This window comes from Psychrobacillus sp. Z16_25, assembly GCF_056856695.1.
Map to the genome: position 1 here is coordinate 328,134 of NZ_JBXEOV010000002.1, position 15,784 is coordinate 343,917.

Sequence of the window (15,784 nt, forward strand, 5' to 3'; positions counted from 1 at the left end):
AAACGTTCGTTATACAACTGGGAATTTATAGGTTTAGGAGAATGAATGAAAAAATTAAATGAATACTGGCTCCTTCGCTGCTTTAAAAATTTTATGAGTCAGCATTTCTTCAGCATAAAAGAAGCCAAATTGCTTTTTCCCTTTTTCTATTTCTGCATAAACCTCTTTGCGTTTAGCTTCCGCAGTCTTCTGATCACCAGTTAAATGAGCAATCATCCATTCACTGCGTTTATAGCTGACCGGTTCAATGGGACTTAGATATGTATGCAACACCTTGATTTCTTCTACATTTGGCTGATGAAGAAAGCAATCTACCTGTCTGATATGGGTGATGAATTGCATCGCTATCTTATTATCCTTACGAATTGGAATGGTTTTATACGCTTCAATCATGCGAGATGCACAATCATAATTTTCCATTACGATATAATAATAAAAGAGCAGATAACTATTCATAAGTGTATCCTCAGAGACAGCAGCTAGCTTCGTTTGTTCAATTAAGGAAGCTGACCAATCTGCTGGATGCTTTGGAGACATCATTTCTTTTAGCAGCAATATACTACCCAAAAATACTTCCGCTTCCTTACCACCTCTCCTGAGCTCTAACAGAACGCGTCCATCCGATTTCATGGCTCCTTTGAACGGAATGATAGTCACTGCAAAGATAGCCAAGTTTAAAATTCCCAAAAACTTTATATACGATTGATCAAGGATAAAACCAATAGATAACCCAATAATGGCAACAAGGAGAGAAGCAATTGGTCCACCTGCTGCAAACCATTGATGCTGCTTCATGATCCTATCAATATTTCCACTAATAGGTGCGCAGCTTGCGACACCACCAAACATTGCCCAGCTTTCGTTTGCTCTAACCTTTATCTTGTCAGTCTTCTCTATCAGAAAAGGCCCTGCTATTAAATAATGAAAACGGTATCCAGCCAAAACACCAAATAAGGCATGACCCACTTCATGAATAAAAAACGTTAGCATAGCTAATGTAACGAAAATAGCTAGCTCCAGCATCGTCTCCGCATAATCGGTAAATTGTAATGCGATCACCACAGCAAAAAAAATCAGTGTGACACCCATTGGACTTTTCCAGAATTTCATTACTCTATCTCCTCTACTATGTGCTGGTTATCTCAAGCACCCTTGAATTACTCACCTTCTAAATAGGAAAAGTAAACTTTGCAGATAATGCACTTTGATTAATATAAGTTTTACCCACTAAAACATCCCCATTTATTTGTATATTTTCACAACAATTATATCACGTTTAATGGTTTATCATTCATATTTTGGAAATGGATAATCTGGTCCTAACAGCAGGATCAATAGACTTTACATATAAACAAGAATCGTTATGATTCCCATAAAAAAACAGCATGGCACCAATGACCAGTGCAATGCTGTTTTCTCTATTTTTCTTTATTTAATCAGTCAATATATTATATGCAAATTTGATAAGAACAACAATCTTTTAGAAAACAGCCTTGCATTAAAATAAATCTGGATATTATGACTGAAGAAACCGTTACTATTTTGTCAGTCATTACGTCTTATAATTGAGGTGAAATTGATGAAAAGATTGTTTGTTTTAATACTTGCAATTGGACTTGTTTTAGTTGGTTGTAACCAAGAAGTAACGTTGAGTAATGATGAAAAAACCAATACAACGAAAGACAGAGTTTATAGCGTTCCTTGGGATGGCAGACCCATGATTGTTAAACAAAAAAACGTTAATGGGGATTACGAAAAAGTAAATGAAATAACTGATAGTATTGAAATAGAGAAAGTAATAGAAGCCTTGGGAAACGCGGACTGGCAAGAGAATATTCAAGTAGATATTGGCCCCCCAGATTATCGTTTTACTTGGAATTCATATAACCACGACGCATGGATAAATGAAGAGTCTCATAGAGTTGAACTTAAAATTGAAGGGCAATCAAATTATGGAACTTTATCTAGTGAATCTTCTAAAATTGTATTCGAAATCTTGACTGGCAAAGAACTTTAATTGGCAATAACCCGGGTGACTTATTCAACTAACCGGAGCTTTCTTTTAAAAAAAGAGAGCAAAACTCATGAGCTTGGAGATAATTTCTCCAGCTCATGAGTTTTGTGCATTTGTTTTCTATGATACAACATGAGTAATTTTCCATTTAGAATGCCAAGTTTCTCTTTCCTTTATCTGCGTGCTCGTTTGTTTTTATTTTGGAAAATCTTCACGATAGCTATAATGAGAGAAAGGACAGCAATTCCAATAACAATCAGCTTCAATTTACCAGTATCTTGCCCTTCAGGTTTAGTGGCTTTTTGCTGTTCTACACTAGTTAAGGCCTGCTCTATTTGTTGGTTTTCTTCACCGCTTGATTCATTGGCTAATAGATTGTTTTCTTGCTGTTCCTGTAACGTGTACGGCTCATCACCAACGACAACAAGCTGTAGAGCCATTGATGCACCAGGCTCTCCGTTTTCACTTTCTACCTTTTCCTGAGTATGTTTCCCCGCATAATCATTTACAGCATTCGGTCCAAAATAAGACTCGGAAATTGTCTGTCCTACCCAAACGGCTGGATCTCCACTTTCAGCAATCGCCCTCGGATGCATGCCCATTTCATAAACTTCCCCATCAATTGTCAACGTATATATATTCGCCGTACTACCGGTTTCTGTTGATTTTTGTACACGCTCGACCGCTTCCACTTTTCCTGTCGGCCCCTTGGTATAGCCAGACATTTGCAATAAAGTCTGTCCGTTAATGTCCGTATGTATGTGTTTAGCAACAAATGCCGCAAAATCATCACGTGTCAATGTTTCTGTCGGATTAGGTATGTCCAATTGATTCTGGAAAAAAGCTTCATTTACCAATTGATACGTGGCATCCCCTTCGGTAGTGGAAACTATCTGCTGTTCTAGTGCTTGTTGTGCCAGCTGTGCGGATGTGACGCCATCAATCCCATGATATTTGGCTGCCCATGCCGCTAAATCCTGTGCGGTTAATGTCTTTTGGGGCTGGTAATCGAGGCTTTCATCTAAACTAGAGACGATTCCTAAAGAAGATAGCACTACAATATCGTTTGCATTTTTACTTAAGCTTAGATCACTAAAGGCATTATTTTTATTCAAAACATGTGCAGACGCAGTTGTTGTAAAGAAAAAGCACATGAAAAGACATAGTACAATTCTTTTCTTCATGATAACCTCCTATTTTGTAGTAAGCTGCAAGCTACCGTTTCTTTGGATTACATAAGGCTCAGTTATCCCATCCATTGTTTTCAATGTCTCATAATTGATAGAAAAGCTCGGCAGCTCAACTAACAACTCCTCCGGTAAAAAGAAGCCGTTATAAAAGCCTGCTTCTATGTCAAACTCTGCTGCAGTACCCTCTTCATTTTGCAGAATTTGTCCGAGGATCAATACATGAGCATATTCAAGTTCGTACTCTACGTAAATATGGTCATGTCGAAAATAATATCGTGCATTACTGTGTTCATTGAGCCATTCTTCGGATAGATGAAATGAACCGGTTGGGCTTTTGCTAACCCAATCTAGTAAATTTTCCTCTATTGTGTCTGTATCTTTTTGGAAATCTGCAATAATTTCGTCTTCCACTTCCGCAGTCCAATCAATATCCAAATAGTTCGCAATGGTTTCAAGCTCCAATCCGGCTGTTTCTGCCAAAAAGTCTTCCCTAGCCTGTAAATTCTTTTCAATAGCCTGTAGCAATTGCTCATGTCCTTTTAACGTGTTTTGACTGCTAAGCAATTGCTCATATTGCAGATAAAGTTCGTTCAACTGTTCTGCATACGTAAGAATTTTTTGTTCCATTACCCATTGGCTGCCCATAATATCCACAATATCTGAACCTTGCTGCATCAATGCCAGCCATGTATCCAAGCCCTTTTCCGAGTAAAACTGCAGCTGCTCGACAGCGACTTGCTGATCTTCTTTAAAAGCTGTTTCTGCTTGCTTTACTTGGGGTTCCAATTTTTCAATCTCTTCGCGTGTTTGGTCCATCTCCTGGTGCAGCTTCGAAACCGTCGAATCATCGTATACAATTCCCAAGAAGTTCGCAAAAGCACCTGTTAAATGGGCATAAGCCGGTAATGCAACGGCACCTGCTAAAAGCAATACGAGTCCCATTTTTTTATACATAGCGGATCATCTTTCTTGTTGAAAAGTAGCTTGCTGCCATTCCCAATGCAGCACCCATTACCAATTGAATGACACAAACAAGGATTACTTGATTGGTGTCTAACTGCCCCAAATAAGGAATTGCTGCTTGAATTGGTTTAAAAATAAATCCATATAATCCACAAATAAATACGATGGCTAACAAGGCACCAAAGAAACCTAATAATATGCCTTCCAGTAAGAACTGCATACGAACGATTTTCGGGTCCATCCCTAAAAATAGCTTTATTTTCAGCTCTTGAGCTCGTTGATATAATGCAAGGCGGAATGAACTATAGACCATTAAAAATGCGACAGCAACAAATAGCGCAATTGCTAACGTACCGTATAATTCAATTTTTTTTATCCATGTTGATAATATTTGAGCCATTTGCTGCGGGTAAATAACTTTTACGATACCGTCCACTTGTGCTAAATTTTGCTGAAGGGATTCGACATAATCTTGATCACTCACTTGAAACTTGACGGCATCTGTCATACTCCCATCTGTAAAGGCATGCAATAAGTGCTCTCTGCCTTCGAAGATGAAGGATATATGATCGAGCATTTGCTCACCTGTCTCGATTTCTACGTTTTTGGCATAGGATTGCTCCGATAAAATTTTAGCAACCCCCTCAGCCATTCCATCTTCTACGTATACTTTCATCGCTAGCTGTGATTCTACATAGTCAATCGCCTCGTCAACGTATGCCCTCACCAATAAAACACTTCCCACTAGGCAAAGCGCAATAAAAAGAAGCGTGACAGAGGCACTTACACTTCCTCTGTTGCGCTTGATTCCTAGTTTTACATCATCTAGCATGTAGATAATCTGATGTTTGTTCACTTATATCACCGTCTTCCATCACCCAAATGGTTTCCCCGTGTTGGAGTAATTGCTCTGCGTGCGTAACGACTAGTACTGCAATTTTCTCTTCCAAATGCAATTCATACAATAATTCCATTATTTCCATTGCTGTTTGCTGGTCTAAATTCCCTGTTGGCTCGTCTGCTAATAACAGCTTCGGTTTATTTAACAATGCACGCACAATTGCCACCCGTTGCTGTTGCCCACCGGAAAGCTGCATGGGATACGCATCTATTTTGTGAAGAAGGCCCACGCGCTCTAGTAAACGCATGGCCTCCTCTTGTATTTTTTCAATGGGATGTCCAAGTGCCTTTCCTGCCAACAGGATATTTTCAAGCACTGTCTTCTGCTCAATCAGTTCAAAACTTTGAAATATAATGCCCATTTTCCGTCTCAATTCAAATTTCGGCATGGATGTTATATCCGAACCATCAATCAAAATTTGACCGGTATCGCAATCTATTTCTCTATACAATAATTTTAGAAGTGTACTTTTTCCTGAGCCCGAGCGACCTCGCAAATAGGCAAATTGACCATGATGGAGTTGAAAATTCAACTGTGACAATACAGCAACTTCATCGTAGTTTTTCGTCACTTCCTTCATTTGAATCATGATTAAATCTTTCCTTCTTTTAGCCATGGTAGGAAGCCTCGCAAAAAGCGCTCGGTTGCCGGCATAAAATAGGAACCGAAGTGGTAATCAGGATCTAAAGTTGTATTCACCCAAGTCCCCTTCGTGTTCACACGGTCAATATATAATACAGAGCCACCATCTGCTGTTGATACAAGTGTTTCACAGCCTTCCGCAGGCCAATATACCCCGTGTTGATGCCAAGTAGCATCAGCTAACGTTAAATAATTCGTGAATAAATCATGTGATTCACCTGGTAGGCGTAGCCCGCTATCTGCACCTGGCTCCAGCCACCACCAGAAGTTCGTCGGACGGAATTCCCATTTATGTTCTGGCAACCAATCTCTGTGCTGTGGACCAAACGTGACGACTACTTTGCCTGAATTCGCAAAATCGTATATTTTATCAACATTTTTCTCTAATAGGTCAATATGTGTTTGGGATGGGATAATCAGTACATCATAATCATCCAATGAAGCTTCTGCGAATTGTCGAATCGGTATCAACTTGGAAAAATGCTGGCCAAATTCAGATGTTTTATATGTTCGGTGATGGTGAGAGCTGCCACCATACATAACGGCAATTTTACGCATGTACTTTCTCCCCTTTCTGTAATCGTTTAAATTCGTCTTGTACCCATTGCTCCATTTGTGCCGGAATACGGTCTGTTGTTTTGCTAATCTCCGGCTGCATTCGAGCACTCGTTTGCAGCAAACTGCCGCCAGCGTGTACAAAGATGGTACCGTTAGTAGAGTTGCGATCAATGTATGTAATTGTTTCTCCACCTGGTAATGTTAATAATACTTCTGCGCCTTCTGGGGCCGGGTGATGCCCCCGTGCAAAGAAACCTTTTACACCTCGATTGATCGTCATATCGTCTTCTGTGACGCCTTCAAAGATAGGATGTGGCTTAGCAATCGACACATTATAGTCTCCATGCCATTTAATTTCTTTGGGAATGAACATTTCTTGACCCGGCAGCCAAGGTGTCACTAGGTTTCCGAAGAAGCATACAATTTTGCCAGCTTCTAAAAACTGTTCAATACACTGCTTTTCCTCTAATAAATAATCCTGGTCTACAAAAGGCAGAATCACCATGCATTTATATGGTGCCAAATCAATTGTGTGCAGCTGATACATGTCCACAACTTCATAGCCTTCTACCGTTTGTCCTTCTGAAAAAATGTTACGTGGATGTACTACTAGAAAATCCTTCATTTTTCATTTGCTCCTTCCAATAATAAGAGTGCATCGATTAAGGCTTGCGTAAATGGATGCGTTGGATGATTCATGACATGTTCAGTCGTACCTTCATCCACAATTTCTCCCTCATGCAGCACCATAATCCGATCGCAAAACCCTTTCGTTAATGCAATGTCATGTGTAACAAACACATAGGAAATGCCGAATTGCTCATTCATGGATTTTAATAAAGCAATTAATTCCATTCTTAATGAGGTGTCCAGCATGGAGGTTGGTTCATCTGCCACGATTAGCTGCGGCTTTGTCACAAAGGCGCGTGCTACTCCCACCCGCTGGCGCTCTCCTCCCGACAATTCATGTGGATAACGCATCATATACTTGTCCGGGTCAAGCGATACAACCTGCAGCGCTTCACGAACAAGTGCTTTTCTTTTCTCTGGATCCGATTCGATTTTCTGAATGATTAATGGCTCTTCAACCAATTGAAAAATTTTCATGCGGGGAGACAAGGATTCATAGGGATCCTGGAAAATCATCGAAATATCTTTTCCATATGCCCTTCTTTGTTTTTTGGATATCGTTGTCAAATCGGTCCCATGAAAGGTAAGAGAACCTTTCGTCGGTGTTTCAAGACCTACTATCATTTTTCCGATAGTACTTTTCCCTGCTCCTGATGCCCCTATAAGTCCAATAATTTCTCCTTTTTGAAAAGACAAGGAAACATCTTTTAAAACAACAACTTCATTATGTTTGCAACGCTTATAAACTTTCTTAATGTTTGTCAGTTCAACGAACGGTTTCATAAAGCTCCTCCTCGCAAACCTCATTTTTCTTTTTAGGCTTCAATCGTGGAATCGCATCTATCAAACGTCTTGTATATGGATGACTCGACGTACGTGCTAGCTCTTTTGATGGACCACCATCGACGATATAACCATATTTCATAATAAGCAGACGGTCTGTAATCGTTAATACTGCCGGCAAGTCATGGGATATGAAAATCATCGAAAGGTTCATTTCCTTTTGAAGCTTTCTCAGCAGCTGTAATATTTCTACTTGCACGAGTACATCTAAACCAGTCGTAGGCTCATCTGCGATGACAAAACGCGGCTTATTTATAAGCGCCATCGCAATAATGACACGCTGTCGCATACCGCCAGATAATTCATGAGAATAGGCATAGCGCCATTTCGGATCTAATCCAACTTGAATGAGCACTTCGTCAATACGTGTATTTATTTCATGTTTCGGTAGTCTCTGATGCGCTAAAATCGCTTCTTTCAGCTGCTTTTCTACCGTATGCACAGGGTTCAGCGCATTCATTGCAGCTTGTGCAATATAACCGATCTGCCTGCCGCGCACTTGACGAATTTCTTCATCGCTAAATAATTGCAAATTCCGTCCCTCATAATAAATAGCTCCGGATGCTATATGAGCTGGCGAGCGTAATTGCTGAATAATAGCTGAGGCTACGGTTGTTTTACCGCTTCCCGATTCCCCGACAATCCCTAATACTTCGCCTTCCTTCACTTGAAAGCTGACTTCATTCACGACAGTCGAGAAGCGATTATTCTTCGGATATTGAACAGTTAAATTTTCAACAGACAGCACTGTTTTTTCTTCTACTAATTGTGTATTCGTCTCGATAAGCTGCTGTCGCCGTTTTTTTGCCACCGTATAGGCACCTAAACGTGGGTTGACCTTTTCTTCTAAAAAATAGCCGATGAACGAAAAAGCCAAAACGACTATTACGATACATACGCCGGGAGGGATAATCCACCACATCCAAGCGTCTGTTAAAAACCCACTTCGACTGTTGGCGTAATATAAAATACTACCCCAGCTTTTCATTGTTGGATCTCCTAAGCCTAAAAAGCTTAAAGAGGATTCCATTAAAATGGCTCCATTTACCGCCCCTACAAACTGAGGGATGAAGATTGGGAAAACACCGGGCAAAATATGCTTATAGAAGATATAAAAATCATTGGCTCCCATCGTTTTTGCTGCCAGTACGGAACCAGCTGATTTAATAGCCAATGTTTGTGCACGAATCTGGCGGGCTTTCCCCGCCCACATCACTAATGTAATAACAAAAATTTGTGTATATATTCCAGGACCTATGTATACAGCGACTACAATCATGAGCGGTAAAAACGGAAGCGTCATAACGACATCAATCATGCGCATTACGACCATTTCAAATCGCCCACCAATATAGCCTGCCAATACACCGATAATGCCACCAATAGCCGTAGCCAAAATTGCTGTTGCAATACCGATGAATAAAGATGTACGTGCGCCTACCGCTAATTCCGTTAAAATATCTTGTCCCATATCATTTGTGCCAAGCCAATGAGCTGCGCTTGGAGGCTGAAACGAAGGACCCACTTGTTTATAAGCATCATACGGGCTCAGGATAGGACCTAACAGTGCAAATAATAAAACAATCATTAACATGGCAAGCCCGGTAATCCCTATGATTTTGGTTGATTTCCGCATTATCGTCCCACCTTTTCTGTAGAGGTGCTTTTTGCTTGTGGATCAATAAGAGGATACGTCAAGTCCGCTAAGATATTGGCAATGATAATTCCTAAGGTTATGATTAGAAATACACCTTGCATCATCGGAAAATCCCGTGCAATGACGCTTTCATAAAGTAATCTGCCAATACCGGGATAAGAAAACACGGTTTCAATTACGACTGCGCCACCGATTAGCGTCCCTAGTGACATCGTAAATTGTGTATAAATAGGCAATAATGCATTACGCAATGCATGGTTGAAAATTAAGCCTTTCTTCTTCACGCCTTTTGCTTCTGCCATTAACATATAATCTTGGCCAAGTGACTCCAGCATGGACGATCGTGTTAATAAATAATTCGAACCAACTGTTGCGATGCTTAGTGTCGTAATCGGCAATACTAAGTGCCACAGCACATCTTTTATAAAACCCCATATCGTTCCGTCTTGGATAATCGATACAGCCCCATAAGTCGGAAACCAATTGAGCTGTACGGCGAAAATCGCAATAAATAACATACCAATCCAAAATCCTGGAATCGCTTGAAGTGTCAACATCGTTGTTAAAAACGTAACATCTCGCTTCTTTCCTCTGTTCCAAGCAGAATACGCACCAATAATGACGCCAATAACCGTACTAATCAGCAATGCAGGTAAAACTAATGTGATTGTCCATGCTAATTTATCTGCCATAATTTCAGTAACGGGTTCTGCATATTTAATTGACAAACCAAAATCCCAAGTGAGTATCCCTTTTAAATATTCAATATATTGTTCCCACAACGATCCACCCAAGCCAACCGACTCTAGGGCCGCTTGTTTTTGTTCTTTCGATAATTCTTGTAATGTGGATTCATCGAAAAAGTATAGCAATGGATCTCCAGGTGCCAGCCGCGGCAATCCGAAATTAATCGTGATTGCCACGAATAGCACAAGTACATATTGGAACAGTTTTTTTCCTATTACTGAAAAACGTCTGCCCATTTTTACGCCACCTTACTCTACAATTACAGGTGCTGTCGCTGAAACAGCCTCTTGTGTTGATTCAGGTAAAAATGAAAATTTGTGAATGACACCGTAGCCTAATGACTCAACATAGCCATCATAAACCTCCGCATTATAGGCATACACTTCTTCTGGATAATACAGAGCAATTGCAGTTGGCTGCTCGTTATATAACTCTTGCATGTCAAATGAGATGTATTTGCGGTCTTTAATTGTTTTAGATGCCATCCAATCTTCAATTAATTCATCCAATGCTGGGTATGGCAAATCCTTGTTCCAAAGATAGCCTGAGCGGTGAGACATGATAAATTGGTCTGGATCAGCAACACCATGAGGACCGATAAGACCTACATATGCTTCAAAGTTATCCTCTGAAATAGCAGCAGAATACGTTGTAGGATCCAGTGTTTCTACAGCAACCTCAATCCCTACTTCTTTATATTGTTCAGCTAGCATTTCTGCGACACGAACATAAATAGGTTCACCTGCTGATACTTTAATTGCAATTGATAATGGTTCCCCTTCAGGAGTTTCACGGAGACTATCACCATTTGTATCTTTGTAGCCTAAACGGTCAAATAACTCATTTGCTTCTGTGACATCATATGGGGTTGAAAGGTCTGGATTTGTCCACGGAGAATCAGGATGTGGGTAACCTTTATCCCCTGCACGACCTTGACCAAGTAATACTGTGTCAACAATTGCCTGGCGGTCGATTGATAACGACATCGCTTGACGAAACTCTTCGTTATTGAATGGTGCCATTTCAAAATTTAAGCCAAACTGAACAATTGATAAGTTTGTTGCAGAAGCTAATTTAAATTTGTTATCACCCTTAAAAGTGGATAATAGCTCCGCTGGTACCGTACGTGAAGACACATCGATTTGCCCTGATTTTAACGCGTTGAACATAGCTGTTGCATCCGCAATGATTGGCAACGTCAATTTTTCCACTGTTGGTGTACCCATGAAATATTCATCATTAGCTTCTAATGTATAATGTTGATCTGCTATATATTCTGTTAATTTATAAGGTCCAGTACCAATTGCTAGCTCTGAATATTTACGTGGGTTTTCAACATTGCTCCAAATATGCTCAGGTAATATCGGTAAATCAGCAAATGTAATTGTTTGAAGTGAAGGGCATGGGTAACCACATTCAAATGTTACTGTTTTATTATCTTCTTTAATGGAAATCTCATCGATTTGTGGGACCTCACTTACGTGGTGTGTATGTCGGTTTGCTGGGCCATCACGGTAATACTCGTATGTAAATTTAACATCTTCGGCTGTGAAATCCTCACCGTCATGCCATTTGATACCATCACGAATGACAACCTCCCATGTATCTTCATCAACTTGTGTTGCTGACTCTGCAAGCCACGGTGTTGGTTCATCTACGTATGGTGAAGGGGAGAATAGCTTGTCATACACCATATCCGTCAACCAATCCAGATTTCCTGTGTAAATGTTCAACGGACCTACATCACTTTGTAAACCGATTGTTAGGTTCTCCACACGGTTTTCTATTGTCGCACCACCCTCTACTGCCTGTGCGCTTCCTTCTTTCACTTCTTCATCACTCGATGAGCAAGCAGCAAGCCCGAAAGACAGAGCTAATATAGGAATAAGTAGTCGCTTTTTAAAAAATTCCATTTTTCTTCCTCCTAAATAAAAATAATGATTACAATTTGAAACTATACAGTCATTGATAATGATTATCAATATCATAACTTGTCGCTCATTTGGATTTAACGTTGATATATTCATGCTTTTACCAACATTATTAAAGTTTTAAATATACTTATTAAAATCTCTTATAACTTGCACACCCATGGCTAGCTCAGGAACTATTTTTTAAATAAAAAAACATCTGCATCAAATTGATACAGACGTCCCTAATTTTGCTTTAAGATGATTGCAAATCTCTTGTTCATTTGGTGTTAATGCAGTTCTATCGCTCATTACGATCCCGAGCTGCCGTTTAATACGTAGACCTTTTACTTCTTTACTTTCCAGTCCTTCTTGCTGAATCACTTTATCAGGTAAAAAGGCCATCCCTACTCCCTGCTGAACCGCTTTCGTAATCAAGAAGAAATTCGACATTTGTAAATAATCCGGAAAAATATTTTTCTCCTGAAGCGATGTTTTAATTTGCTCCGAATAGAGCTTTCCATTAGGTAAATAAACCGAGTAATCCTTTAAATCCCGCCCATAAAGGACCTGCCTTTTCGCCAATGGATGTGTAGATGAGATTGCCAAACTTAGCTCTTCTTCAAATAAATAATCCACGTCAAACTGTTGCGATATCGTTGGATCCAACTCATACAATGGCATCACAGCAAAATGGATTTTTCCTTCCATTAATAGTTTTTTCAATTCTGAATAGCAGTAGCAATTGATTTCATATGGATAGTTCTTTGAAATAGTACTGCCCTCACCGAAAATATCCTCAAAGTAATGATTGGCTATGTAATTAGATAAAAATAAATTGGTTTTTTCTTGTTGTTCCACTTGCGTTAATGCATTCTTCATTTCAAGTTCTTTTTGATAAATAATTTTTGCATAAGATAAGACAACCTCTCCTTGCGCTGTTAAATCTACTTTTCTTTTATTTCGATTAACAAGGCGACAAGATAAGTTTTTCTCTAGCTGTTGTATATGTTGTGTTACGGTTGGCTGTGAACAGTACAACCTTCTTGCCGTTTCCGTATACGACCGACAGTCCGCAAGCACGATAAAAGTTTTATACCAGTTATTCATGTTACAATTCCCTTTCATCTTATTGAGAATGAATATCATTATCTATACTACTATTCATCACCTTCCTTGTAAAACACCTTGATTTATTTCAGTAAACTATGCCTAACTTTGTCACAATAAAAAAAGCATAAACCTTCCACACGGAAAGCTTATGCTATAAGTTACATTATCTCAGGTATACCCAATATACTACATCAATTCTTTCGCCAACAGACGATACACCTCAAGTCGCTTTTCTTGTGAATGCGGAATACTACAAATCATTGCTTCGTCAAATCCATAATACTCCTGCTCCTCTTGCAGCGTTTGAGCAACCTCTTTTGCTGATCCTACCAAATGGATTTTTCGATTCTCTTGAATCATCATTTTATCCATTTCCGTAAGCGGATAATTTTGTGCGTCCTCCGGTGTCAATAATTGACCGATTTGTCCTCTCATTAAGAACAATCTTGCAATATCCTGCGGAAGTGCTTCATACTCTGCCTCTTCCTTCGTCTCCGCCACTGTTACCAGGTAGGAAACACTGATTTCTGGCTTTTCCATGAATACGGAGGGTTGGAAGTTCGAACGGTATGCATCTAAAATAGTCGGTGACATGCTACCTTGGAAAAATTGCGCGAAGGAATATCCAAGACCCATACGACCTGCTTTAATAGCGCTGTTTCCACTGGATCCAAGCAACCATGCTTCCGGCAATACGACATTGGAAGGAGTCGCTATGGTATGGCTGTATAAGCTATCAGAAGGCACCTCATCATTTATTAGCTGTAAGGCAACCTCTAGCTTTTCATACATATTATTAATCTGTGGCGGACGCCCTTCGGAAAGTGCATACATCGAATAATTGTCCCCACCAGGCGCTCGGCCTACCCCAAAATCTATTCGCCCTGGAGAAAAAGCGCTTAATGTCTTGAAAACCTCCGCAAGCTTAAGCGGTGAGTAATGCATCATCATTACCCCGCCAGTACCAATTCGAATATTCTCTGTCTTAGCCGCCAAGTGGGCAGCAATCACCTCTGGAGCAGAGCTAGCAAAAGCACCTGTCCCGTGATGCTCCGCCATCCACATTCTATGATATCCTAATTTATCTGCAAGCACTGCAAGCTCTTCTGCTTTTTTTAGTGCATCTACTGCTTTATTGCCCGATGTAATCGGCGCTTGATCTAGTACACTTAATCTCATTTATTGTCCATCCTTTCTTTCCTACCCTTGTTAATAAATGCTATATGACAGGGAAAGAAAAGTAAAATAAATGAGCTTGTATTGCATCTGTTTTTGTTTTTCTTAAGTTAGAGCTTTTAGCTCGATAAGATACTAATGGATTAACGATAATGACAATATACTCTCTTCCTTCTAAAAACTGAACAACTGGGGCGTGATAGTGACCCGTTGATTCCAATACAACTGGTGGTTTCATCCCTGTTTGACGCTCTAAATCTAGTAAATAAGCGTGTAACTCTTCTAGACCCTCCACCGTATGCTCAACCTTCACACTGCTTTTATAGGGCATTTTTTTATCCAAGAACATTTGAACCTGACTTTCACCTTTTGCGACATCCAGACCAACAACTGGATTCATAAATTATCTCCTCCTAAACGTAGTGGATTGACCGGTAACCTCTATCTACCTTGTCATTCATATCTTCGCTTGTTATACGGGATCACGATGTCCCAACCAGCCTAATCATGTGTTAACAAGTAGAGGGTGAACAGTTTAGTTGTCGGGATCAAGTCCCACGGGTGCGTACGTTCTACCCCGGCTACTATCAATCTATAAATTGAATAAAAAATAGTCAACCAGATTTCTCTGGCTGACCTTATAATACGAACGGGGGCGTTAGTTCAATATTCGCTTACCGAAATAATCAATCTTTATTACAAAATCCCTATAAAAGAATAAAGAATAGCCCCTATTTTGATCAATCTTTGTTAAAAACAGGGGCTATGATTTTCTATTAGAAACAGTGTTTGTAGCTATGTTTTAATCAAACTTTATTCCAAACAATAACGCATCCGCGAGTTCCACTAACTATATAACATATTAACATAAATGACCACTTTAGGAATTCTGTGTTAAAATTAAAGGGTTCGATTACGATTTAACTAAATTATTTTTTAACATTTTGAGGAGGAAAAGCATTGGGGGATTATACATTAGAACGTTTTTTGCTTAGTATTATTATATTTATATTGTTAATATTATTAATGATTTTAAGAGGAAAAAGGAAAATTATAATTGGATTAATAATAATAGTTTTATTTGGTTATGGAGTTTTTTTCTACATAAGGGGACAGGTTTATGAACATCAATATAAACGGTCGGTTGAAATTGTGAATGAATACCTTGAAAAAAAGTATTCAAATGAGGAATGGATTGTGAACGACACATTAGAAGAAGGTCGGAAGCGTAAGAAAAATAATGTAGATATTATTTTTTTAAACGAAGAGGAAGTTATTTATTCTTATAAAGTTATAAATGAAAATAAAGTAGTACAATGGTCAATTTACTCTGGCGGGAAAAATTCAGATGATTTATTGCATTATGAATTAGAAAAGTAAGTTTTTAAATAGTGCCGACCTATTTTTAGGGGTGCTATTTAAAAACTTATTTTAGTTTTT

The 15,784-nt window shown here is 39.3% G+C and carries 15 protein-coding genes and 1 pseudogene; 2 read left to right on the forward strand and 14 right to left on the reverse strand.

The window, feature by feature from the left end:
• Positions 1 to 54 precede the first annotated feature (54 nt).
• The gene (locus AC1VU3_RS04355) at positions 55 to 1,110 is read right to left on the reverse strand and encodes a M50 family metallopeptidase (RefSeq protein WP_482982881.1); all 1,056 of its coding nucleotides are present in this window, start codon (positions 1,108 to 1,110) and stop codon (positions 55 to 57) included.
• A gap of 469 nt (positions 1,111 to 1,579) precedes the next feature.
• Here AC1VU3_RS04355 and AC1VU3_RS04360 point away from each other — a divergent pair, with 469 nt between their 5' ends.
• Positions 1,580 to 2,017 carry a hypothetical protein gene (locus AC1VU3_RS04360; protein ID WP_482982882.1) on the forward strand — a complete coding sequence of 146 codons (438 nt, stop codon included), beginning with the start codon at positions 1,580 to 1,582 and terminating at the stop codon, positions 2,015 to 2,017.
• Positions 2,018 to 2,187: 170 nt separating this feature from the next.
• On the opposite strand, the gene AC1VU3_RS04365 is transcribed toward AC1VU3_RS04360, so the two are convergent.
• The 13 genes and pseudogenes from AC1VU3_RS04365 to AC1VU3_RS04425 all read right to left on the reverse strand — a co-directional run.
• The gene (locus AC1VU3_RS04365; protein WP_482982883.1) at positions 2,188 to 3,198 is read right to left on the reverse strand and encodes a hypothetical protein; all 1,011 of its coding nucleotides are present in this window, start codon (positions 3,196 to 3,198) and stop codon (positions 2,188 to 2,190) included.
• A 9-nt stretch (positions 3,199 to 3,207) separates the two neighbouring features.
• A complete protein-coding gene (locus AC1VU3_RS04370; protein ID WP_482982884.1) occupies positions 3,208 to 4,158 on the reverse strand; it encodes a hypothetical protein in 951 nt (316 codons plus the stop codon).
• Positions 4,151 to 5,023, reverse strand: a complete 873-nt coding sequence (locus tag AC1VU3_RS04375; RefSeq protein ID WP_482982885.1) for a cell division protein FtsX — start codon at positions 5,021 to 5,023, stop codon at positions 4,151 to 4,153. Before AC1VU3_RS04375 ends, AC1VU3_RS04370 begins: the two co-directional genes overlap by 8 nt.
• Positions 4,989 to 5,684, reverse strand: coding sequence for a cell division ATP-binding protein FtsE (locus tag AC1VU3_RS04380; RefSeq protein WP_482982886.1), 696 nt, complete (start codon positions 5,682 to 5,684; stop codon positions 4,989 to 4,991). The genes AC1VU3_RS04375 and AC1VU3_RS04380 overlap by 35 nt, the downstream gene beginning before the upstream one ends.
• Positions 5,660 to 6,268, reverse strand: coding sequence for a hypothetical protein (locus AC1VU3_RS04385; RefSeq protein ID WP_482982887.1), 609 nt, complete (start codon positions 6,266 to 6,268; stop codon positions 5,660 to 5,662). The genes AC1VU3_RS04380 and AC1VU3_RS04385 overlap by 25 nt, the downstream gene beginning before the upstream one ends.
• Entirely contained in the window at positions 6,261 to 6,893 is a 633-nt protein-coding gene (locus AC1VU3_RS04390; protein WP_482982888.1) for a phosphate starvation-inducible protein PhoH, read from the reverse strand. Before AC1VU3_RS04390 ends, AC1VU3_RS04385 begins: the two co-directional genes overlap by 8 nt.
• Positions 6,890 to 7,681 carry an ABC transporter ATP-binding protein gene (locus tag AC1VU3_RS04395; RefSeq protein WP_482982889.1) on the reverse strand — a complete coding sequence of 264 codons (792 nt, stop codon included), beginning with the start codon at positions 7,679 to 7,681 and terminating at the stop codon, positions 6,890 to 6,892. Before AC1VU3_RS04395 ends, AC1VU3_RS04390 begins: the two co-directional genes overlap by 4 nt.
• Positions 7,665 to 9,377, reverse strand: coding sequence for a dipeptide/oligopeptide/nickel ABC transporter permease/ATP-binding protein (locus AC1VU3_RS04400; RefSeq protein WP_482982890.1), 1,713 nt, complete (start codon positions 9,375 to 9,377; stop codon positions 7,665 to 7,667). Before AC1VU3_RS04400 ends, AC1VU3_RS04395 begins: the two co-directional genes overlap by 17 nt.
• Complete coding sequence (locus AC1VU3_RS04405; RefSeq protein WP_482982891.1) at positions 9,377 to 10,381, reverse strand: ABC transporter permease; 1,005 nt, start codon at positions 10,379 to 10,381, stop codon at positions 9,377 to 9,379. The genes AC1VU3_RS04400 and AC1VU3_RS04405 overlap by 1 nt, the downstream gene beginning before the upstream one ends.
• Positions 10,382 to 10,393: 12 nt before the next feature.
• Positions 10,394 to 12,058 (reverse strand): ABC transporter substrate-binding protein, encoded by a 1,665-nt coding sequence (locus AC1VU3_RS04410; protein ID WP_482982892.1) that lies wholly within the window; start codon positions 12,056 to 12,058, stop codon positions 10,394 to 10,396.
• Between the two features lie 222 nt (positions 12,059 to 12,280).
• Positions 12,281 to 13,165 (reverse strand): LysR family transcriptional regulator, encoded by an 885-nt coding sequence (locus tag AC1VU3_RS04415; protein WP_482982893.1) that lies wholly within the window; start codon positions 13,163 to 13,165, stop codon positions 12,281 to 12,283.
• Between the two features lie 189 nt (positions 13,166 to 13,354).
• Positions 13,355 to 14,347 (reverse strand): LLM class flavin-dependent oxidoreductase, encoded by a 993-nt coding sequence (locus tag AC1VU3_RS04420; RefSeq protein ID WP_482982894.1) that lies wholly within the window; start codon positions 14,345 to 14,347, stop codon positions 13,355 to 13,357.
• A 70-nt stretch (positions 14,348 to 14,417) separates the two neighbouring features.
• A pseudogene (locus AC1VU3_RS04425) lies at positions 14,418 to 14,744 on the reverse strand (IS110 family transposase); the annotation flags it as partial.
• 560 nt (positions 14,745 to 15,304) lie between these two features.
• Between AC1VU3_RS04425 and AC1VU3_RS04430 the strand changes: the two are divergent.
• Positions 15,305 to 15,724: a hypothetical protein gene (locus tag AC1VU3_RS04430; protein WP_480388086.1), complete on the forward strand. Its 420-nt coding sequence runs from the start codon at positions 15,305 to 15,307 to the stop codon at positions 15,722 to 15,724.
• Positions 15,725 to 15,784: the final 60 nt, after the last annotated feature.